The organism is Rathayibacter festucae DSM 15932, assembly GCF_004011135.1.
Taxonomy (GTDB): domain Bacteria; phylum Actinomycetota; class Actinomycetes; order Actinomycetales; family Microbacteriaceae; genus Rathayibacter; species Rathayibacter festucae.
This window is the reverse complement of record NZ_CP028137.1, coordinates 857,419-877,481: the sequence shown is the minus strand read 5'-3', so window position 1 is coordinate 877,481 and position 20,063 is coordinate 857,419. Positions and strand designations below refer to the sequence as shown.

The window sequence follows — 20,063 nt, the reverse complement described above, 5'->3', positions numbered from 1 at the left end:
CGCGGCGACGGGGAGCTATTCCCGCAGCACCCGGACGAGCTCGTCGACGTCGGACTCGTCGTTCCAGAGGTGGAAGGCGACGCGGAGGCGTCCGCCCCGGCCCGAGACGCGCAGCCCTGCGGCCTGCAGGCGCGCCAGATCGGCGCCGTCCTCGTCCGGCCAGGAGACGATCGCGCGGTGCTGCGGCGCGCGGTCGAGGCGCTCGCAGAGCTGATCGCCCAGCCCGGAGGCGCGCGCCCAGACCTGAGCGAGGTCGAGCGAGCGGAACAGCTCGAGCGACGCCTCCGCCCCGACGAACGCCTGCCAGGCGGGCGAGACGTCGAAGCGCCGGGCGTTCTCGGCGAGGTGCATCGCGGGCCCGTAGCAGGAGGACCAGACGTCCTCCCCCGAGTACCAGCCGGCCTGCACCGGCAGCAGCTCGGCCGCGTACTCGGGCGAGACGGTGAGGAAGGCCACGCCGCGCGGCGAGCAGAGCCATTTGTAGGCGTGCGTGAGGGTGGCGTCGAAGCGGGAGGCGTCCACCGGCAGCACGCCCGCGGCCTGGGTCAGATCGCAGGCGGTGCGCACGCCGTGGCGGGCGGCGGCCTCGACGACCGCGTCGAGATCGGCGAGCGCCCCGCTGCTGGACTGCACGGCCGAGAAGACGACGAGGTCGTCGGCGTCCTCGACCGACTCGGCGAGCGCCTCCAGCGGCACCGAGCGCACGACGACGCCGCGGTGGGCCTGGGCGAGGAAGGGGAAGACGATGGAGGAGAAGTCGCCGTCGACGCAGAGGACGTGCGCTCCGTCCGGGAGCGAGGCGGCGAGCACGGCGGCCATCGCCGAGGTCTGCGAGCCGATCGCGACCCGGTCGACCGGCACTCCGGCGATCTGCGCGAAGGAGGCTCGTGCGCGCTCGGCGACCGCCCCGTAGCCCGCTGCGGTACCGCCGCCGGCGGACCACTCGTCGAGGTCCGCGCGCAGGGCCTCGGCGGTCGACCGAGGCGGCAGCCCGAGCGTGCAGGCGTTGTGGTACCCGCGGGCGCCGGGGAAGAGCGCTCGGAGATCGGCGGGGGCCGGGGATGCGGTGCTCACCCTCCGAGGATCCCCCTCGACGCCCGGATCGCCAACCTCGCGGCAGTACCGGGCGCGTCGTGCGTCACCGCGTGGCGAGGGCGTGGGCCTGCTCGATCAGCGCGACCACTGCTCGAGCGTCCCGCACGTCGACGGGTGACGGAGCGCCGTCGAGCAGGGCGCGGGCGACTCCGGCGAGGAATGCCGCGTAGTGCCCGCGCTCGCTCGGCACGACCGTCGTGCCGTGCTCGTCGGTCAGCGCGCCCTCGGCACCCGCGGGCACGACTCCGAAGTCGTCGTCCAGCGGAGTCGCACTGCCGCCGCGCAGCGCGCCCTCCTGGGGATCGAGGCCGTCGACCGAGAACGCGGCCCGCGTGCCGAGCACCCGGAAGCGGGGCGCCGAGGCACGGGCGACCCGGCTCATCGTCAGGTGCGAGCGCACGCCGGACTCGTGCCGCAGCGAGACGAAGGCGTCGTCCTCGCTCGCGCCGCCCGCGTGCACGACGCGGGTCTCGGCGGCGGTGACGACGGCCGGGCCGAAAAGCACCAGGGCCTGATCGACGAGGTGGCTGCCGAGGTCGAAGAGGATGCCGCCGCCCTGCGCCGGCCCGATCGCGGTCTGCCAGCGCCCGGTCTTCGGGGCGCTCCAGCGCTCGAACGTCGACTCGAAGCGGATCACGTCGCCGAGCGCGCCCTCGTCCAGCAGCCGGCGCAGTGTGAGGAAGTCGGCGTCCCAGCGGCGGTTCTGGAAGACGAACACGGGCGCGCCGCCCGCCTCGGAGGCGGCGAGGATCGCGTCGACGTCGGCCGTGCTCGGCGCGAAGGGCTTGTCGATGACCACCGCGACACCGGCGGCGAGCACCTGCTCGGCCTGCTCGCGGTGCACGGAGGGCGGAGTGGCGAGGACGACCATGTCGGGTCGCTCCGCGAGCACGGCGTCGAGGCCGCCGACGATCCGGGCGCCGGGATGCGCGGACGCCGCCGCCGCCGCCCGCTCGGGATCGCTCGTCGAGATCGCGACCAGGTCGAAGTCGGAGTCCGCCTCGACGAACGGCGCGTGGAAGACGCGGCCGGCGAGTCCGTAGCCGACGAGCCCGACGCGGACGGTCCTCCCGCGGGTCATGACGACGCCCCCGGCACGTCCACGGCGCCGCCGAAGCGGCGGGTGCGGCCGGCGTAGTGCTCGATCGCGCCCCAGAGGTCCTCGCGGGTGAAGTCGGGCCAGAGCCGGTCGAGGAAGACCATCTCGGCGTAGGCGCTCTGCCAGAGCAGGAAGTTGCTGGTGCGCTGCTCGCCGGAGGAGCGCACGAAGAGGTCGACGTCCGGCATGTCGGGCAGGTAGAGCGCCTTGCCGATCGTCTTCTCGGTGATGCCGGACGGCTTCAGCCGGCCCGCGGCGACCTCGGCGGCGATCCGCTGCACCGCGTCGGCGATCTCGGTGCGGCCGCCGTAGTTGACGCACATGGTGAGCGTGAGGACGTCGTTGCCCTCGGTCAGCTTCTCGGCGTACTGCAGCTCGTTGATGACCGACGCCCAGAGCCGCGGCTTCCGGCCGGCCCAGCGCACGCGCACGCCCCACTCGTTGAGCTGGTCGCGGCGGCGGTGCAGCACGTCGCGGTTGAAGCCCATCAGGAAGCGCACCTCGTCGGGCGAGCGCTTCCAGTTCTCCGTCGAGAAGGCGTAGACGCTGAGGTGCTTGACGCCGATCTGGATGGCTCCCGCGACCACGTCGAGCAGCGACGCCTCGCCGCGCTTATGCCCCTCCACCCGGGTCAGCCCGCGGGAGTTGGCCCAGCGGCCGTTGCCGTCCATCACGATCGCGACGTGCTCGGGCACCGCCTTGCGCGGCAGCTCCGGCGGGTGCACACCGGTCCAGTCGAGGGGGCGGAACGGGACGGCGTCCCTGTGGGTGAACGGCTTCATCGGGTGACGTGCTCCAGAGATCTCAGTCCGCGCTCGAGGTGCCACTGGGTGTAGGCGGCGACCACGCCGCTCGCTCGGGAGCGGGTCGAGGGCTCCATCGTCTCGGCGTGCTCCCAGTCTCCCGTGAGCAGGGCGCCCAGGAGGACGACCACCTCCGGGGCGACGCGCGGGGCGCCGGGCGGCGTGCAGTCCTCGCAGACCACCCCGCCGAGCTGGACGACCACCGCGCCGTGCGGGCCGGGCGCGCCGCAGCGGGCGCAGTCCTCGAAGCTCGGCGCCCAGCCGGCGATCGAGAGCGCGCGAAGCAGGTAGGAGTCGAGCGTGAGCACCGGCTCGTGCTCGTGCTTCGAGAGCGAGCGCAGGGCGCCGACGAGCAGGAGGTACTGCTGCAGCGAGGCGTCGGCGTCGGTGAGGCGGTCGGCCGTCTCGACCATCGCGCTCGCCGCGGTGTAGCTGTCGTAGTCGGCCGCGATGATCGCGCCGTACGCGCCGAGCGACTCGGCCTGCGTGACGATGTCGAGGCTCCGGCCCTCGTAGAGCTGCAGGTCGGCGACCATGAACGGCTCGAGCCGCGAGCCGAACTTGGAGCCGGTCTTGCGCACGCCCTTCGCGACCGCACGGATCTTGCCGTGGCTGCGCGAGAGCAGCGTCACGATGCGGTCGGCCTCGCCCAGCTTGTGGGTGCGCAGCACGACGGCTTCGTCACGGTAGGTGGGCATGCGCTCGATTATCCTCCCCACCCCTGACAACCCCGCGGTGGACCGGCACCCGCCCGCTCCCGCCCGTGGAACGATGGCTCGGTGGCCGCCTCCCTCTTCGAGATCCCCGCCTGGGCCGACCTCCTCGCCATCGCGATCGGCTGCCTGCAGGGCGCGATGTTCGCGGGCGAGTTCCGCGACCGCCGGATCGACCTGCTCGGCGTCACGATCATCGGCACGGCGACGGGCCTCGGCGGCGGCGTGCTGCGCGATCTGCTGCTGCAGACCCCGCTCGTGGCGCTGCACACCAACGCCTACCTGCTCGTCGCGGTGACGGCCTCGCTCTTCGGCATGCTGCTGCAGCACGTGCTCAACCGGGTCGACGGCACGATCACGGCGCTCGACGCCCTCACGATCGGGCTCTTCGGCGCCATCGGCACGACGAAGGCGCTCTCGCTCGGCGTGCCGGAGGTGCCCGCGGTGTTCGTCGGCACCGTCTCGGCCGTCGGCGGCTCGGTGATCCGCGACATCCTGCTCAACCGTCCGATCGCGCTGATGCACGTGGGCTCGCTCTACGCGATCGCCGCGACCGCCGGCACAGTGGTGCTCGTGGTCGCGCTGCGGTTCGGGATGGTGATCGACTACGCGGCGCCGATCGCGGTGCTGGTCACGGCGGTCATCCGGCTGCTGGCGGTGCGCTACGGCTGGAGCCTGCCGGAGCAGCGGGCGCTGAGCCGGGTGCCGCGGCTGGGCTGGCGGAAGCGCGGCTGACGGCGGGGATGCACGTCCGGACGGCTCGCGGAAGCCCGCGCCCGTGTCGGAGGTCCGACCTAGGGTGGCGGCATGACCGCTGCGGGCACCACGACCGACCGACACGACGTGCTGATCATCGGCGGGGGGAACGCGGGGCTCTCGGTCGCCGGGCGCCTCCGCCGCTACGGGGTGGCGGACGTCGCGGTGATCGAGCCGCGCGAGACGCACCTCTACCAGCCGATGTTCTCCCACGTCGCCGGTGGCACCGCTCCCGCCTCGAAGGCGACCCGACCGCAGGGCTCGGTGACGCCGAAGGGAGTCACCTGGATCCGCGATCGGGTGGAGGCGATCGATCCCGCCGCGAAGACGGTCGTCCTCGCCTCCGGTCGGCGGGTCGGCTACGGCGACCTCGTCGTCTGCCCCGGCATCCAGAAGGACTGGGACGCGGTGCCCGGGCTGACGGAGGCGATGGCGTCGCCGGTCGGCGTCTCGAACTACGAGTTCGACTACGCGCGGAAGGCGTCGAGCGTGCTCCGCGGTGTCCGCTCCGGCACGGTCGTCTTCACCCAGCCGAGCGGCCCGGGCACCTGCTCGGGCGCCTCGCAGAAGCCGATGTACCTGGCCTGCGACTACTGGCGCGAGACCGGCGTGCTCGCCGACATCCGTGTCGTGCTCGTCGTGCCGACTCCCACGATGTTCGGCATGCCGCTGATCGACGCGGAGCTCGAGCGCAAGGTGGCGGAGTACGGGATCGACGTGCGCTACAGCCGCGAGCTGGTCGAGGTGGACGCCGAGAAGCGGACGGTCGTCATCGCGGGCGAGGACGGCCGCCGCGCGCAGCTGGGTGTCGACCACGACGGCGGGCACGTCGGCTCCGAGCAGCGGGAGACGCTCTCCTACGACGTCCTGCACGCGGTGCCGCCGCAGTCCGCGCCGGACTGGCTCGCGGGCACCGGACTCGTGGCGGAGGGGAGCACGGGCGGCTTCGTCGAGGTCGACCCGCTCACGCTGCGCCACCCCCGGCACCCCGAGGTCTGGGCGCTCGGCGACGCCGCGGCCACCACCAACTCGAAGTCGGGTGGCGCGCTCCGGCAGCAGACGAAGACCCTGGCGAAGAACCTCGTCGCCGCCCGCAAGGGGAAGCCGCTCCCCCAGGTCTACAACGGCTACTCGGTCTGCCCCTTCGTCGTCTCGCGCTCGACCGTCGTCTTCGCCGAGTTCGACGACCGCTACCGCCCGAAGCCGACCGTCCCCTTCTGGAAGGGTCTCGCCAAGGAGCGCCGCCTCACCTTCCTCGCCGACCGCTACCTGCTCCCCTGGGTCTACTGGAACCTCATCCTGCAGGGCCGCGCCTGAGACGAAGGTCCGCCTCGGCAGCGACCGCAGCAAGCCCGCAGCATGCTGGTCGAGTAGCCGCGGCACGCGGCGTATCGAGACCCACCACCGCAAGAACGGGGGTCTCGATACGCCCGCTCCGCGAGCTACTCGACCAGCATGAGAGGGACAGCGCCGCCTCCGCGGCGACCGCAGCAGCGCGCACAGCATGCTGGTCGAGCAGCCGCGGCACGCGGCATCCTCATGCTGGTCGAGTAGCCGCGGAACGCGGCGTATCGAGACCCACCACCGCATGAACGGGGGTCTCGACACACCCGCTGCGCGGGCTACTCGACCAGCGTGAGGGGGCACCTCCGCGGGCTGCTCGCCCGGCGAAGGAGGGTCAGGCCGAGGCCGTCGCCAGCTCGCGGTCCGGGGCCTCCTCGCGGAGGGCGCGGTTGACGGCCGAGACGATGGCCTTCAGGGAGGCGGTCGAGATGTCGGCGTCGACGCCCACGCCCCAGAGGGTGCGGCCGTTCACCGAGCACTCGACGTAGGAGGCGGCCAGCGCGTCGCCGCCGGCGCTGAGAGCGTGCTCGACGTAGTCGAAGACGCGGACCTCGACGCCGTGCTGGGCCAGCACCGCCTCGAAGGCGTTGATCGGGCCGTTGCCGGTCGCGCTCGCGGTGACCGTCTCGTCGCCGACTCGCAGCACGGCGTCGAGGGCGATCGAGCCGCCCAGGTCGCTCGAGGTGCTCGTGCGGGCCAGCTCGAAGCGGCCCCACTTGTCCTCGGCGCGGTGCGCGGGCGCAGGCAGGTACTCGTCCTGGAAGATCGTCCAGATCTGCTCGCTGGTGACCTCGCCGCCCTCGGCGTCCGTCTTGGCCTGCACGACCGCGGAGAACTCGATCTGCAGGCGGCGCGGCAGGTCCAGCGCGTGGTCGGTCTTCAGCAGGTACGCGACGCCGCCCTTGCCGGACTGCGAGTTGACGCGGATGACCGCCTCGTAGGAGCGGCCGAGGTCCTTCGGGTCCACCGGCAGGTACGGCACCGCCCAGGTCAGCTCGTCGCGGCTGACGCCGGTGCGCTCGGCCTCGGCCTCCATCGCCTCGAAGCCCTTCTTGATGGCGTCCTGGTGCGAGCCGCTGAACGCGGTGAAGACCAGGTCGCCGGCCCAGGGGCTGCGCTCGGGCACGGCCAGCTGGTTGCAGTACTCGGCCGTGCGCTTGATGCCGTCCATGTCGCTGAAGTCGATCTGCGGGTCGATGCCCTGGGTGAACAGGTTGACGCCCAGCGCGACCAGGTCGACGTTGCCGGTGCGCTCGCCGTTGCCGAAGAGGCAGCCCTCGATGCGGTCCGCGCCGGCCAGGTAGCCCAGCTCGGCCGCGGCGACTGCCGTGCCGCGGTCGTTGTGCGGGTGCAGCGAGACGATGATGTTCTCGCGCTGGGCGAGGTTCCGGCACATCCACTCGATCGAGTCGGCGTAGACGTTGGGCGTCGCCATCTCGACGGTGGCGGGCAGGTTGAGGATGACCTTGCGGTCCGGGGTCGGCTCGAAGACCTCGACCACGCGGTCGCAGATCTCGCGGGCGAAGTCGAGCTCGGTGCCGGTGTAGCTCTCGGGCGAGTACTCGTAGTACACGGCGGTGCCGGGGACGGACGCCTCCATCTCGCGGCACTTGCGCGCGCCGGCGAGGGCGATGTCGATGATGCCCTGGCGGTCCTTGCGGAAGACGACCTCGCGCTGCAGCACGCTGGTCGAGTTGTAGAGGTGCACGATCGCCTGGCGGGCGCCGCGGATCGACTCGTAGGTGCGCTCGATCAGATGGTCGCGGGCCTGAGTCAGCACCTGGATGGTGACGTCCTCCGGGATCGCGTCCTCCTCGATGAGGCTGCGGACGAAGTCGAAGTCGGTCTGGCTGGCGCTCGGGAAGCCGACCTCGATCTCCTTGTAGCCCATCCGGACCAGGAGATCGAACATGATCCGCTTGCGCTCGGGGCTCATCGGATCGATCAGCGCCTGGTTGCCGTCGCGGAGGTCGACGGCGCACCAGCGCGGCGCCGTGGTGATGCGCTTGGCCGGCCAGGTGCGGTCGGGCAGCTCCACGACGATCTGCTCGTGGAACGGCTTGTACTTGCCGATCGGCAGCGACGACGGCTTCTGGGTGTTCTTCATGAGGGTGCTCTCCCGGCGCGCGGACGCGCCTGTCTCTCGTCTCGCGGGGATCCGGATGCGGATCGAACCACGCGGGTGGTCTGTGGTGACGATGGGTCTGGTTCAGCCGACGACGGACTCCGCGACGAGGAGGGCCTGAGGATCAGATCTCGTCGCGGCGGCTAAGAAGGAGCAGACCGATGCGCACGCGACCACGGTAGCACTGCGCTCGCAGGTCGGCACCCCGGCGCGGCAGTGCGGCGCGCTGGCCGGCTCAGGCGACGAGCCCGTTCTCGTAGGCGTAGACGACCAGCTGCACCCGGTCGCGCAGCCCGAGCTTGCCGAGCGTGCGGCTGATGTGCGTCTTGACCGTGGCCTCGCTGAGGAACTCCGCCCGGGCGATCTCGGTGTTGCTGAGGCCGCGCGCGGCGAGGTGGAAGATCTCGCGCTCCCGGTCGGTCAGCGTGCCGAACGCGGCGGGAGTCTCGCGGCCGCTCCCCGGCGCGCCGAAGTGCTCGAAGAGCTCCCGCGTCGCGGAGGCGGCGACGACCGCGGTGCCGGCGTGCACGGTGCGGACGGAGGCGAGCAGGAAGCCCGGCTCCGTGTCCTTGAGCAGGAAGCCGCTCGCCCCGGCGCGGATCGCGCGGGCGGCCGCCTCGTCCAGGTCGAAGGTGGTGAGCACCAGGATGCGCGGCGGCTCCACGCCCTTCTCCGCGGCGTCGGCGAGGATCAGGCGCGTCGACTCGATGCCGTCGACCCCCGGCATCCGGATGTCCATCAGCACCACGTCCGGGGCCAGCCGGCCGACGAGCTCCGCGCCCTCCGCGCCGTCCGACGCCTCGCCGACCACCTCGAGGTCCGGCTGGGAGCTGAGCAGCATGCGGATGCCGGCGCGGAAGAGCGCCTGGTCGTCGACGAGGACGAGGCGGATGGTGTCGGTCATGCGGGGTGGCCTCCAGAGGCGACGGGCAGGGCGGTGGAAGAGGGGGCGGGCAGGCGCGCGTCGACTACGAAGTCGTCGCCGTCGGGGCCGGCGCGGAGGACGCCGCCGACGAGAGCGGCGCGCTCGCGCATCCCGACGAGCCCGTGCCCCTCCCCGGGCACGCGAGCGGCGGCCTCCGCGTCGGCGCAGCGCGCGTTGCGGACGGTGAGGACGATCTCGCCGGACTCCCGGCGGAGCGCGACGTCGAGCGGGGAGCCGGGCCGGCCGTGCCGGAGCGCGTTCGTCGTCGCCTCCTGCACGATGCGGTAGAGCGCGAGGCCGATGCCGCGCGGCACGGTCTCGAGGTCGACCTCGAGCTCGGACCGCAGCTGCGTCCCGGCTCGGGAGACGCTCTCGAGCAGCGCCGGCAGGTCGCGCGCCTCCGGCTGCGGTCCGTCGCTCTGGCTGTGCCGGAGCTGAGCCAGGAGGACGCGGACGTCGCCGAGCGCGTCGCGGGCGACCGAGGAGATGGTGAGCAGGGCGGCGTCCGTCTGCGCCGGGCTGGACGCACCGAGGTAGCGGGCGCCGTCCGCCTGCGCGATCACGACGGCGAGCGAGTGCGCGACGACGTCGTGCATGTCGCGGGCGATGCGGTTGCGCTCCTCGACCGTGTCCAGCTCGCGCTGCGCCGCCGCGCGCTCGCGCTCGGCCTCGGCGCGGAGGGTCTGCCCCTCGCGCGCTCGCCGCACCGAGCGGGAGAGCAGGCCGACCGTCCAGGAGAGGCCGAGCGTGGCGAGGATCCCGCCGAACACCGCTCCCCCGGTCAGGATCGGCGAGGGGATGGACTGGACGAGCCGGAAGACGATGATCAGGTAGACGACGGCCACGATCGCGCCGAGCACCGCGGAGACGGCCCCCGCCGCGCGCACCCGGCGCCGCTCGGACGCGCCGGTGCCGAAGAGCACCGCGAGGATCGCGAGGTCGGCCGGACCCGGTGCCAGCTGCAGACCCATCTGCAGGAGCGCCCCGCCCCAGGCGATCGTGAGGGAGAGCGCCGGCGCCCGGCGGTGCAGGACCAGCGCGACCGCCAGCACTCCGCCGACGACCGGCTGGAGCGAGCCGTCGGGCGCCGCGAACGGCACGGTCGAGATCAGCAGCAGGAGGAGCGCCTGCCAGCCCGCCGCTCCGACGGCGAAGCCGTCCTGCGGACCGGCGACCCGTACCACGAGGGCATCGATCCTGTCGTCGGGACCGACCGGCCGCCGCACCCCGGCGCGCCAGACGAGGACCTCCAGGCCGGCGAGGAGGGCGGCGACGACCAGCGCCGTGACGGCGCGGAAGAGCAGGACCTGGTCTGCGCTCGCCTCCTGCGGCAGCAGCTGCTCGGTCCCGCTCAGCGCGGCGACCAGCCCGGCGACGCCCGCGAGCAGGAGGGCGCCGACGAGGGTCAGCGTCCGCGTCCAGGGCCCGAGCCGGCGCGCCGTGGACCAGAGGACGAGCAGGCCCACGAGGACACCGTCCACCGGCACGCCGAGGAGCGGGATCCCGCCGCCGGTGACCATCCCGACAGCGACCAGGGACGGCGCGAGGGCCGGCAGGAAGGCCGCGAGGCCGAGGCCGAGCGCGATCAGCAGGCCGCCGCTGAGGTGCTCCGGCGCGATCAGGCCGGCCGCGCTCAGTCCGAGGTGGAGGACCCCGAGCAGGGCTCCCGCGATCGGGAGCGTCGCCGGACGATCCAGGAGCGCACGCATGGGCCCCACGCTACGCGGCGACGTCGCCGCGGGGCGTCGTCCGGGAGAGTGACTGCCGTCCCCCTCCCGATCCGGCGCCGCGCTCACCGGCTCAGAAGCCGAGGCGGCCGAGCAGCTTCGGGTCGCGCTGCCACTCCTTGGCGACCTTCACCCGGATGGAGAGGAACACGCGCCGGCCGAGTAGCCGCTCGATCTGCTCGCGCGACACGGCGCCCACCTCGCGCAGGCGCTGACCGCCCTTGCCGATGATGATGCCCTTCTGGCTGTCGCGCTCCACGAAGACGTTCGCGTAGATGTCGATGAAGGAGCCGTCCTCGCGCTCGACCATGTCGTCGAGGGTCACGGCGAGCGAGTGCGGCAGCTCGTCCGAGACGCCCTCGAGCGCGGCCTCGCGGATGAACTCCGCGATGCGCGAGCCGGTGTCCTCATCGGTCACGGCCTCCTCGGGGTAGAGCGCGGGCGAGACCGGCATGAGGCGCAGCAGCTCGACCGCGAGCACGTCGAGCTGCTCCGCGGTGACCGCGGAGATCGGCACGATGGTGTCCCACTCGCGCAGCTCGGAGACGGCGAGCAGCTGCTTCGCGACCGACTTCTTCGAGGAGAGGTCGACCTTGGAGACGATCGCGACCTTGCGGGCGCGCGGGAAGGCCTCGAGCTGCTCGTTGATGAAGCGGTCGCCGGGGCCGATCGGCTCGTCGGCCGGGAAGAGCATCCCGATCACGTCGACGTCGCCGAGGGTCGAGGTGACGAGGGAGTTCAGCCGCTCGCCGAGCAGGGTGCGCGGGCGGTGGATGCCCGGGGTGTCCACCACGATGAGCTGGCCGTCGGGGCGGTGCACGATGCCGCGGATGGCGCGCCGCGTGGTCTGCGGCTTGGAGCTGGTGATGGCGATCTTCTCGCCGACCAGCGCGTTGGTGAGCGTGGACTTGCCGACGTTCGGGCGGCCCACGAACGACACGAAGCCCGCCCGGTAGGGGGTCGTGGGAGTGCTGGGGTCGGTCATCGTGCGTCCTCGTCCTGGTGGTCTGTCTCGGCGACGATCGCGACCGGTCCGGTGCCGGTCTCGCCTGAGGGATCGTAGTCGGGATCGCGCCGCACGATGACGGTCGAGATGGTGCCGCGGCGGGGATCCGCCTGCTCGGCCTCGAGGATCACCCCGTCGATCCGGGCGGTCGCGCCCCGCTCGGGCAGGCGGCCGTAGGCCTTGGTGAGCAGTCCGCCGACCGAGTCGACGTCGTCGTCCTCGAGTTCGAGGTCGAACAGCTCGCCCAGCTCGTCGACGGGCAGCCGCGCCGAGACGCGGTAGACCCCCGGCTCGGTCTCCTCGAAGAGGTCGACCTCGCGGTCGTACTCGTCCGAGATGTCGCCGACGAGCTCCTCGATCAGGTCCTCGAGCGTGACCAGCCCGGCGATGCCGCCGTACTCGTCCACCACCATGGCGAGGTGGTTGGACTCGAGCTGCATCTGGCGCAGCAGCTCGTCGGCCTTCTTCGACTCCGGCACGAACAGCGCGGGGCGGGCGAGGTCGGCCGCCGAGTCGTCGTCGTCCGGGCGCTCGTAGGTGTGCCGGGCGACGTCGCGGAGGTAGAGCACGCCGAGCACGTCGTCGACGCCGTCGCCGATGACGGGCAGCCGGGAGATGCCGCGGCTGAGCAGGAGTCCCATGCCGGCGCCGACCGACGCCCCGGCCTCGATCGTCACCATGTCGGTCCGCGGCACCATCACCTCGCGCACCAGCGTGTCGTTGAACTCGAAGATCGAGTGGATGAGCTCGCGGTCGTCCTGCTCGAGGACCGACTGCTCGGTCGCCTCGTCGACCATGCTCAGCAGCTGCTCCTCGGAGGAGAAGCCGGCCGAGCGGCCGGTGCCCGGGGTGACCCGGTTGCCCAGCGCGACGAGGCCGTGCGCGATCGGGCCGAGCGCGACCCGCAGCACGTGCACGAGCGAGGCGCTGGAGCCGAGCACCGCGCGGGCGTGGGCGCGCCCGACGCTGCGCGGGCTGGAGCCGACGAGCACGAACGAGACGGCCGCCATGATCAGGATCGCGAGCAGGAGCGCCAGCCAGAGGGCGTCGACCACGACGACGAGCACGGTGGTGACGAAGACCGCGGCGGTGGTCTCGGCCGCGATCCGGGTGAAGTTGACGACGTTGACGTGCGCGCTCATGTCGCCGGCGATGGCCCGCAGGGCGCGGGAGCTGCGCGAGTGGTTCGCCATCTCGAGGACGTCGCTGCGCGAGAGCACACCGAGGGCGGCGTCGGTGGCGGCGAGCCAGCCGCCGAGGGCGACGAGGCCGAGGGCCGCGATGAGGAGCTGGACGGTGAGCACGCCGGGCCTAGCGGCGTCGCTCGCTGATGTGGAACCCGACGAGGATGTCGCGCTGGATGCCGAACATCTCGCGCTCCTCCTCGGGCTCCGCGTGGTCGAAGCCGAGCAGGTGCAGCAGCCCGTGGGCCGTGAGCAGCAGCAGCTCGTCGAGCACGGAGTGGCCGGCGGCCTCGGCCTGGCTCTGCGCCACCTGCGGGCAGAGCACGATGTCGCCGAGCAGGCCGGCAGGGGTCGGCTCGTCCTCGGTGCCGGGGCGCAGCTCGTCCATCGGGAAGCTCAGCACGTCGGTCGGGCCGGGCTCGTCCATCCACTGCACGTGCAGCTGCTCCATCGCGCCCTCGTCGACCAGCACGATCGCGAGCTCGGCGTCGGGGTGCACGTGCATCGAGTCGAGCGCATAGCCCGCGAGGCGCAGCAGGGTCGCCTCGTCCACGGGGATGCTCGACTCGTTGTTGATCTCGATGCTCACGGGGTGCGGTGTTCCTTCGATCGGGAGGGGCTCGGCGGGGCGGGAAGCGGTAGTAGGGCGCTCAGGCGCGCGGGCGCTTGGGCTGCGCGTCGCCGGTCGAGCGGGTGGCCGCCCGGCGCTCGGCGCGGGCCGCGAACTCGCGGGCCTGCTCGCGCTCGAAGCTCTGCGCCTGCTTCTGCTGGTCGTACTCGGTGTACGCGTCGACGATCCGGCCGACGAGGCTGTGACGGACCACGTCCTCGCTGGTCAGCCGGGCGAAGTGGATGTCCTCGATGTCGTCGAGCACCCGGGTCACCAGACGGAGTCCGCTGGAGCCGGCGGGGAGGTCGACCTGGGTGATGTCGCCCGTGATCACCATCTTCGAGCCGAAGCCGAGGCGGGTGAGGAACATCTTCATCTGCTCCGGCGTCGTGTTCTGCGCCTCGTCGAGCACGACGAACGAGGAGTTCAGCGTGCGGCCGCGCATGTAGGCGAGCGGCGCGACCTCGATCGTGCCCGCCGCGAGCAGCTTCGGCACGATCTCCGGGTCCATCATCTCGTTCAGCGCGTCGTAGAGCGGGCGCAGGTACGGGTCGATCTTGTCGGTGAGCGAGCCGGGCAGGTAGCCCAGCCGCTCCCCCGCCTCGACCGCGGGGCGAGTGAGGATGATCCGCTCGACCTCCTTGCGCTGCAGGGACTGCACCGCCTTGGCCATCGCGAGGTAGGTCTTTCCGGTGCCGGCCGGGCCGATGCCGAAGACGATCGTGTTCTGGTCGACGGCGTCGACGTACTCGCGCTGCCCCAGGGTCTTCGGGCGGATGCTCTTCCCGCGCGCCGTGAGGATGGCCTGGCCGAACGCGTCCGCGGGTCGCACCGGCCCGCCGTTCTCGAGGATGCGCGCGGACTCGCGCACGCCCTCCGGGTCGAGGTCGTGGCCGCCTGCCGTCATGAGCACCAGTTCTTCCACCAGGCGCGCCGCCGCGGCGACGGGGGCGCCCTCGCCGTCGAGGGTCACCTCGTTGCCGCGCACGTGCACCCGGACGTCGGGGAATCGCGATTCGACCGCCCGGATGAGGCGGTCCTGGGGTCCGAGGAGGCGCACCATGGCGATTCCGTCGACGGCGATGACGCGGTGCGTCCCGCCGGTGGTCCGGTCCGCGTCGCTCTGCGGGACCGTCGGCTCCGTCGAGCCGGTTCGAGTGGGGTTCTGGTCCGCGGAGCGATCGCCCGCGTGATCAACCGGTGGCAAGGGAGCCTTCCGTCAGGTGGCCGCCCAGGACGTGGGCGTGGACGTGGAACACGGTCTGACCGGCCTCTTCGCCGGAGTTGAAGACGAGGCGGAACTGGCCGTTGCTGTGCGCGTCGGCCAGGGTCTGCGCGACGACGGCCATCTCGGCGAGGAGCTCCGGATCGCCCGCGGCGAGCTCGGCGACGTTCGCGTACTCGGGGGTCTTCGGGAAGATCAGCAGGTGGACGGGCGCCTTCGGCGCGATGTCCTGGATCGCGAGGATCCGCTCGTTCTCGAACACCACGTCGGCGGGGATCTCGCCGCGGACGATGCGCGTGAAGACAGTGGGCTCGGTCATGCATCCATCTTAAACGGGGCGACGGCGACGACGGGGGCGCGTTCGCCCAGGGCGCGCGGATCGGCGGGGATCACCAGCGGCCGAGACGGGCCGAGAGCACGGCGATCGCGGCCGGGCCGGCGGTGGAGGTGCGCAGGACGGAGTCGCCGAGCGCGACGGCCTCGGCACCCGCGTCGGCGAGCGCGCGCAGCTCCTCCTCCGCGATGCCGCCCTCGGGTCCGACGACGAGCACGAGGTCGCGCCCGTCCGGCTCGATCGCGGTGAGCCGCTCCTCGGCCGAGGGCTCGAGCACGAGCACGCGCGCCGTCGCGGCCCGCTCCACCAGAGCACGCAGGCCGACGACCGCCGACACCTCCGGCACCCGGGCGCGGAGCGACTGCTTGCTCGCCTCGCGGACGATGCTGCGCCAGCGCTCGCGGCCCTTCTCCTCCTTGACGCCCGACCAGCGCGAGACGGAGCGGGCGGCCTGCCACGGCACGACCTCGTCCACGCCGAGCTCGGTCGCGGCCTGGATCGCCAGCTCGTCGCGGTCGCCCTTCGCGAGCGCCTGCACGAGCACGAGGCGCGGGCTCGGCGCGGGCACCTCCTCGACCGACTCGACCGCGAGGACGACCCGCGACGCCTCCGCGCTCTCGACGACGGCCACGGCGACCCGGCCTCGGCCGTCGCCGACGCGGACGCTCTCGCCCGCGCGGATCCGGCTCACGGTCGCGAGGTGGCGCGCCTCCGCGCCGGAGAGCTCCAGCCGGCCGCCGGCGACGAAGTCCCCGGAGTCGAGCGACTCGTCGATGTAGTGGTGCGCCACGCCGGATCCGGTCAGCCCAGGAAGCGGTCGCGGAGCTTGGAGAAGAGCCCCTGCTGGAAGTGCGTGAGGGCCGGCTTCTGTGGCTTGTAGTGCTTGGCGAACTCCTGCACCAGCTCGCGCTCGCGGTGCCCCAGCTTGGTGGGAGTGACGACCTGGATGCCGACGCGGAGGTCGCCGCGGCCGTTGCCGCGCAGCTTGGTGACGCCGCGGCCCTTGATCGTGACGATCTCGGTGCTCTGCGTGCCCGGCTTCACCTCGATCTCGATGTCGCCGTCGAGCGCCGCGAGGGTCGTCGTCGAGCCGAGGATCGCGTCCGTCATCTGCACCTCGAGGGTACAGAGCAGGTCGTCGCCGTTGCGGCTGAAGATGTCGTGGTGCTTGACCTTGATCTCGAGGTAGAGGTCGCCGCTCGGTCCGCCCGCCGGGCCGACCTCGCCGCTGCCGGGCATCTGCAGGCGGAGGCCCGTGTCGACACCCGCGGGGACGTCGACGGGGATGGTCCGGCGCGCGCGGACGCGGCCCTGGCCCTGGCAGGTGGAGCACGGGGTGGCGATGACGGTGCCGTAGCCGCGGCAGGTGCCGCAGGGGCTGGCCGTCATCACGTTGCCGAGCAGCGAGCGGACGGTGCGCTGGATCTGGCCCGAGCCGTGGCAGATGTCGCAGGTGACCGGCGAGGTGCCCGGCTGGCAGCACGAGCCCTGGCAGGTCTCGCAGAGCACGGCCGTGTCGACCTCGAGGTCGCGGTGGGTGCCGAAGATGACCTCGTCGAGCGAGACCTCGACGCGGAGCAGCGCGTCCTGGCCGCGCTCCCGGCGCGACCGCGGGCCGCGCGAGGAGCCCTGCGCGCCCTGGCCGAAGAACGTCTCGAAGATGTCGCCGAAGCCGCCGAAGCCCTGCCCGCCGCCGCCGGGGAAGCCGTCCTGCGGGCCGCGGTCGTACTGCTGGCGCTGCTGGGCGTCGCTCAGGACGTCGTAGGCGTGCGTGACGAGCTTGAAGCGCTCGGACGCGTCCGCGCTCGGGTTGACGTCGGGGTGCAGCTCGCGCGCGAGCCGGCGGTACGCCTTCTTGATCTCGTCGGCGGAGGCGTCTCGGTCGACGCCGAGGACTTCGTAGTGATCGGCCACAGGGGGCTTCGTCCTTCGTTCGTGGGTCGGTGCGCCGGGCACGGCGGACCTGTCGGGAGCCGGGGGTGTCCGGCGAGGGTCTGGGAGCGGGTCATTCCTCGCCGAGGAGGCGGGAGAGGTAGCGGGCGACGGCGCGGACCGCCGCGATGTTGCCGGAGTAGTCCATCCTGATCGGTCCGAGGACCCCCAGGCGCGAGACCTGGCCGCCGGCCGTGTTGTAGCCGCTGGTCAGCACGGAGGTCTCCTGGAGGCCGAACGGCGCGTTCTCGCGGCCGATGCGGACCGAGATGCCGCGCGGGTCCGGCGTCATCTCGGCGAAGAGGCGCAGCAGCTCGACCTGCTCCTCGATCGCCTCGAGAACGGGGTAGATGCTGCCGGAGAAGTCCTCCTCGGTGCGCACCAGGTTCGCGGCGCCCGCCATCACCAGGCGGTCCTGCCGGTTCGCGCCGACCTGCTCGAGCAGCGTCTGCACGACCGGGTCGACGACGTCGCGGCGCTCGGGGCTGAACTGCTCGGTCGCGCTCTGCAGCGTCTCCGCCGCAGCGGCGAGACCGAGCCCGAGAACGGCCGTGTTGAGCTTCGCCCGGATCTCGCCGAGCAGCAGCTCGTCGACGTCCTCGGGCGTCTCGAGCACGCGCTGGTCGACGCGGCCGGTGTCGGTGATCAGCACGGAGAGCAGCCGCCGCGGGGCGAGGGCGACCAGCTCGACGTGACGGATGCGCGCCGCGCCGAAGGAGGGGTACTGCACGAGCGCGACGCTGTTGGTGAGCTGCGAGAGCAGCCGCACCGTCCGCACGAGCACCTCGTCGAGGTCGGGGCTCTGGCCGAGGAAGGTCTCGATCGCCTGCCGCTGCGCCGCGGTCAGCGGGCGCAGGTCGGTCAGCTGGTCGACGAAGAGGCGGTAGCCCTTGTCGGTGGGGACGCGGCCGGAGGAGGTGTGCGGGGCCGCGATCAGCTCCTCCTCCTCGAGCTGCGCCATCTCGTTGCGGATGGTCGCCGCGGAGACGCCGAACGCGTGGCGCTCGACGATCGACTTGGAGCCCACCGGCTCGCGGTTCGCGACGTAGTCCTGCACGATCACGCGCAGGACCTGGAGACCGCGCTCCGTCACCATACGACCGACCTCCCGCCGGACTCCGGGTGCCTCGCGGCACGACCACCTCGGCGCCGTGGCGCCGCGCGGAGCTTGGCACTCCGCGAGATTGAGTGCCAATCATAACCGCGCAGGAGGAAGGAGGGCGGGGCTCGCCCAGGATCCGCCCCCGTCGCGACTCGCTCTCTGCCACGATGGACGCCGAGCGCCCGGGGTCGCCCGACGCGCCGATTCCTGAGACGGAGATCACCATGTCGGCCACCCCGCCCCCGCCGCCGCCCGCCTACTCGACGCCCGCCCCGCCGCTGAACCCGGCCGACGAGAAGACCTGGGCGATCGTCACCCACATCACGGGCATCTTCTTCAGCTTCATCCCGTCGCTGATCGTCTACCTCGTCTTCAAGGGCCGCGGGCCCTTCCTCGAGGCGCACGCGAAGACGGCGCTGAACTTCCACCTGACCACGCTGATCGCCTACGTCGCCGGGACGATCCTGAGCTTCGTGCTCGTCGGCTTCATCGTCTTCCTCGTCGTGCCGATCCTCGTGATCGTCTTCGCGATCATCGCCTCGGTGCGCGCCAGCGCCGGCGAGTACTACACGTACCCGCTGAGCATCCCCTTCTTCAAGTAGAGACGCCGCCTTCCATGCTGGTCGAGTAGCCGCCGCAGGCGGCGTATCGAGACCCACGCACATCGGACGGTGGATCTCGATACGCCCGCTCCGCGGGCTACTCGATCAACATGACCGAAAGCAGCCGCCGCAGGCGGGGCCACATGCTGGTCGAGTAGCCGCCGCAGGCGGCGTATCGAGACCCCCGTCCATCAGACGGAGGATCTCGATCCGCCCGCTCCGCGGGCCGCTCGATCAGCAGGGAGCGGTCCGGCTCAGCCGTCCGTCAGGCGGCGGACGACCGCGTCGGCCAGCAGCCGGCCGTGCAGGGTCAGCACGAGGCGCCCGCGGAGGGCGGCCCGGCCGTCGACGAGGCCGTCGGCGATCAGCCCCGCGACCTCGCGGCGCCGTTCCGGGTCGATCGCGTCGATCGGCAGCCCGTCCGCCAGGCGCGAGCGCAGCAGCACGTCCTCCACCCGGCGGGTCGCGGCGTCGAGGGTCTCCCGTCCGGCGGCCGGCGACGAGCCCGAGTGCAGCCGCTCGGCGTAGGCCGCCGGGTGCTTCACGTTCCACCAGCGCACCCCGCCGACGTGGCTGTGGGCACCGGGCCCGACGCCCCACCAGTCGTGCCCCAGCCAGTAGGACAGGTTGTGCCGCGACCGATGCGCGTCGTCGCGCGCCCAGTTGCTCACCTCGTACCAGGAGTAGCCGGCCGCGGCGAGCCGAGCATCCGCCAGCTCGTACATGTCGGCGGTCAGGTCGTCGTCCGGAGTCGCCACCTCGCCGCGGCGGATCTGCCGCGCGAGCTTCGTCCCGTCCTCCACGATCAGCGCGTACGCCGAGAGGTGGTCGGGCCGGTTGGCCAGCGCCGAGTCGAGCGAGCGCTCCCAGTCGACCAGCGACTCCCCCGGCGTGCCGTAGATCAGGTCGAGGCTGACCTGAAGCCCCGCCTCGCGCGCCCACTCGACGACGAGCGGCACGCGCTCGGGATCGTGGGTGCGCTCGAGCGTCGCGAGCACGTGCGGCACGGCCGACTGCATCCCGAAGCTGACCCGGGTGAACCCGGCGTCGGCCAGCTCGCGGAGGTAGGCGGCGTCGACCGAGTCCGGGTTCGCCTCCGTCGTGATCTCGGCGCCGTCGGCGACGCCGAAGTGCCGCCGGAGCCCGTCGAGCATGCGCACCAGATCGCGGGCGGGCAGCAGCGTCGGAGTCCCGCCGCCGAAGAACACGGTCGCCGCGGGACGCCTCGGCAGCCCGGCACTCGCGAGCACACCCTCGCCGAGCGCCATCTCGACGATCGCCTCGTCGGCGTAGTCCTGCTGCTTCGCGCCGCGCAGCTCGGTCGCGGTGTAGGTGTTGAAGTCGCAGTAGCCGCAGCGCACCCGGCAGAACGGGACGTGCACGTACAGCCCGAGGTCGCGGGTCTCCACGCCGTCGGCGACGGAGGCCGGCAGGAGTCCGTCGAGCGGCGCCGGGTCGGCGAGCGGGAGGGCGCTGCCCAC

General features: G+C 72.6%; 19 protein-coding genes. 3 read left to right on the top strand and 16 right to left on the bottom strand.

Annotated elements, in window-relative coordinates:
• Positions 1-15 precede the first annotated feature (15 nt).
• The 4 genes from C1I64_RS04085 to recO form a co-directional block, all read right to left on the bottom strand.
• Positions 16-1,074 carry an aminotransferase class V-fold PLP-dependent enzyme gene (locus tag C1I64_RS04085; protein WP_127886288.1) on the bottom strand — a complete coding sequence of 353 codons (1,059 nt, stop codon included), beginning with the start codon at positions 1,072-1,074 and terminating at the stop codon, positions 16-18.
• A gap of 64 nt (positions 1,075-1,138) precedes the next feature.
• Positions 1,139-2,176 carry a Gfo/Idh/MocA family protein gene (locus tag C1I64_RS04080; protein ID WP_127886287.1) on the bottom strand — a complete coding sequence of 346 codons (1,038 nt, stop codon included), beginning with the start codon at positions 2,174-2,176 and terminating at the stop codon, positions 1,139-1,141.
• On the bottom strand, positions 2,173-2,976 hold the full coding sequence (locus C1I64_RS04075) for an isoprenyl transferase (protein ID WP_123703114.1): 804 nt from the start codon (positions 2,974-2,976) through the stop codon (positions 2,173-2,175). The genes C1I64_RS04080 and C1I64_RS04075 overlap by 4 nt, the downstream gene beginning before the upstream one ends.
• On the bottom strand, positions 2,973-3,695 hold the full coding sequence (gene recO / locus C1I64_RS04070) for a DNA repair protein RecO (RefSeq protein ID WP_127886286.1): 723 nt from the start codon (positions 3,693-3,695) through the stop codon (positions 2,973-2,975). Before recO ends, C1I64_RS04075 begins: the two co-directional genes overlap by 4 nt.
• Before the next feature lie 81 nt (positions 3,696-3,776).
• Here recO and C1I64_RS04065 point away from each other — a divergent pair, with 81 nt between their 5' ends.
• The gene (locus tag C1I64_RS04065; protein WP_243586590.1) at positions 3,777-4,445 is read left to right on the top strand and encodes a trimeric intracellular cation channel family protein; all 669 of its coding nucleotides are present in this window, start codon (positions 3,777-3,779) and stop codon (positions 4,443-4,445) included.
• Between the two features lie 72 nt (positions 4,446-4,517).
• Complete coding sequence (locus C1I64_RS04060) at positions 4,518-5,783, top strand: NAD(P)/FAD-dependent oxidoreductase (protein ID WP_127886285.1); 1,266 nt, start codon at positions 4,518-4,520, stop codon at positions 5,781-5,783.
• A 361-nt stretch (positions 5,784-6,144) separates the two neighbouring features.
• Here C1I64_RS04060 and leuA read toward each other — a convergent pair whose 3' ends face one another.
• The 11 genes from leuA to hrcA form a co-directional block, all read right to left on the bottom strand.
• Positions 6,145-7,917, bottom strand: coding sequence for a 2-isopropylmalate synthase (gene leuA, locus C1I64_RS04055; protein WP_127886284.1), 1,773 nt, complete (start codon positions 7,915-7,917; stop codon positions 6,145-6,147).
• 253 nt (positions 7,918-8,170) lie between these two features.
• Entirely contained in the window at positions 8,171-8,839 is a 669-nt protein-coding gene (locus C1I64_RS04050; RefSeq protein WP_127886283.1) for a response regulator, read from the bottom strand.
• Positions 8,836-10,569 (bottom strand): sensor histidine kinase, encoded by a 1,734-nt coding sequence (locus tag C1I64_RS04045; protein ID WP_127886282.1) that lies wholly within the window; start codon positions 10,567-10,569, stop codon positions 8,836-8,838. Before C1I64_RS04045 ends, C1I64_RS04050 begins: the two co-directional genes overlap by 4 nt.
• 91 nt (positions 10,570-10,660) lie before the next feature.
• Positions 10,661-11,572, bottom strand: a complete 912-nt coding sequence (gene era / locus C1I64_RS04040; RefSeq protein ID WP_123445624.1) for a GTPase Era — start codon at positions 11,570-11,572, stop codon at positions 10,661-10,663.
• Positions 11,569-12,897: a hemolysin family protein gene (locus tag C1I64_RS04035; RefSeq protein WP_127886281.1), complete on the bottom strand. Its 1,329-nt coding sequence runs from the start codon at positions 12,895-12,897 to the stop codon at positions 11,569-11,571. The genes era and C1I64_RS04035 overlap by 4 nt, the downstream gene beginning before the upstream one ends.
• 7 nt (positions 12,898-12,904) lie before the next feature.
• Positions 12,905-13,366: an rRNA maturation RNase YbeY gene (ybeY, locus tag C1I64_RS04030; protein WP_123445622.1), complete on the bottom strand. Its 462-nt coding sequence runs from the start codon at positions 13,364-13,366 to the stop codon at positions 12,905-12,907.
• Between the two features lie 61 nt (positions 13,367-13,427).
• Positions 13,428-14,450: a PhoH family protein gene (locus C1I64_RS04025; RefSeq protein ID WP_127888448.1), complete on the bottom strand. Its 1,023-nt coding sequence runs from the start codon at positions 14,448-14,450 to the stop codon at positions 13,428-13,430.
• Between the two features lie 130 nt (positions 14,451-14,580).
• Positions 14,581-14,931 (bottom strand): histidine triad nucleotide-binding protein, encoded by a 351-nt coding sequence (locus C1I64_RS04020; RefSeq protein WP_123445621.1) that lies wholly within the window; start codon positions 14,929-14,931, stop codon positions 14,581-14,583.
• A 70-nt stretch (positions 14,932-15,001) separates the two neighbouring features.
• Entirely contained in the window at positions 15,002-15,736 is a 735-nt protein-coding gene (locus tag C1I64_RS04015) for a 16S rRNA (uracil(1498)-N(3))-methyltransferase (RefSeq protein ID WP_127886280.1), read from the bottom strand.
• 11 nt (positions 15,737-15,747) lie between these two features.
• Positions 15,748-16,860 carry a molecular chaperone DnaJ gene (dnaJ, locus tag C1I64_RS04010; RefSeq protein WP_123445619.1) on the bottom strand — a complete coding sequence of 371 codons (1,113 nt, stop codon included), beginning with the start codon at positions 16,858-16,860 and terminating at the stop codon, positions 15,748-15,750.
• Between the two features lie 91 nt (positions 16,861-16,951).
• On the bottom strand, positions 16,952-17,974 hold the full coding sequence (gene hrcA, locus C1I64_RS04005; protein ID WP_127886279.1) for a heat-inducible transcriptional repressor HrcA: 1,023 nt from the start codon (positions 17,972-17,974) through the stop codon (positions 16,952-16,954).
• A gap of 230 nt (positions 17,975-18,204) precedes the next feature.
• Here hrcA and C1I64_RS04000 point away from each other — a divergent pair, with 230 nt between their 5' ends.
• On the top strand, positions 18,205-18,582 hold the full coding sequence (locus C1I64_RS04000) for a DUF4870 domain-containing protein (protein ID WP_127886278.1): 378 nt from the start codon (positions 18,205-18,207) through the stop codon (positions 18,580-18,582).
• Positions 18,583-18,836: 254 nt separating this feature from the next.
• On the opposite strand, the gene hemW is transcribed toward C1I64_RS04000, so the two are convergent.
• Entirely contained in the window at positions 18,837-20,063 is a 1,227-nt protein-coding gene (gene hemW / locus C1I64_RS03995; RefSeq protein ID WP_127886277.1) for a radical SAM family heme chaperone HemW, read from the bottom strand.